At 46.2% G+C, this 346-nt stretch carries 2 rRNA genes; both read right to left on the bottom strand.

The window, feature by feature from the left end:
- A 5S ribosomal RNA gene (gene rrf, locus F1735_RS34455) occupies nt 1–102 on the bottom strand; the annotation flags it as partial.
- Nucleotides 103–249: 147 nt separating this feature from the next.
- Nucleotides 250–346: ribosomal RNA gene (locus F1735_RS34450) — 23S ribosomal RNA — on the bottom strand; the annotation flags it as partial.

The following is a 346-nucleotide window of genomic DNA, read 5'->3' as shown; positions in this document are numbered from 1 at the left end:
ACCTACTTTCACACTGGTTGCAGCACTATCATCGGCGTAAAATCGTTTCACGGTCCTGTTCGGGATGGGAAGGGGTGGTACCGATTTACTATGGTCATCAGGCATAACTTGGTCAGCTGGTGCTCCCGAACGGGCAGCACTAGCTTGAATCTGGAAGAAGTATCGTTTTATTGTATTACTTTGGGTAGTGATTGCGTATCAACACAAAACACAACGCGTATTTCTTATCTCTGTACCTGCTAAGGTTATAGGGACAAGCCGTACGGGCAATTAGTATCAGTTAGCTTAATGCATTACTGCACTTCCACACCTGACCTATCAACGTCCTGGTCTCGAACGACCCTTT

It is taken from the genome of Massilia genomosp. 1 (assembly GCF_011682185.1).
Classification (GTDB): Bacteria; Pseudomonadota; Gammaproteobacteria; order Burkholderiales; family Burkholderiaceae_D; genus Telluria_A; species Telluria_A rubra.
The sequence above is the reverse complement of the archived record's forward strand: the minus strand, read 5'-3'. Positions and strand labels throughout refer to the sequence as shown.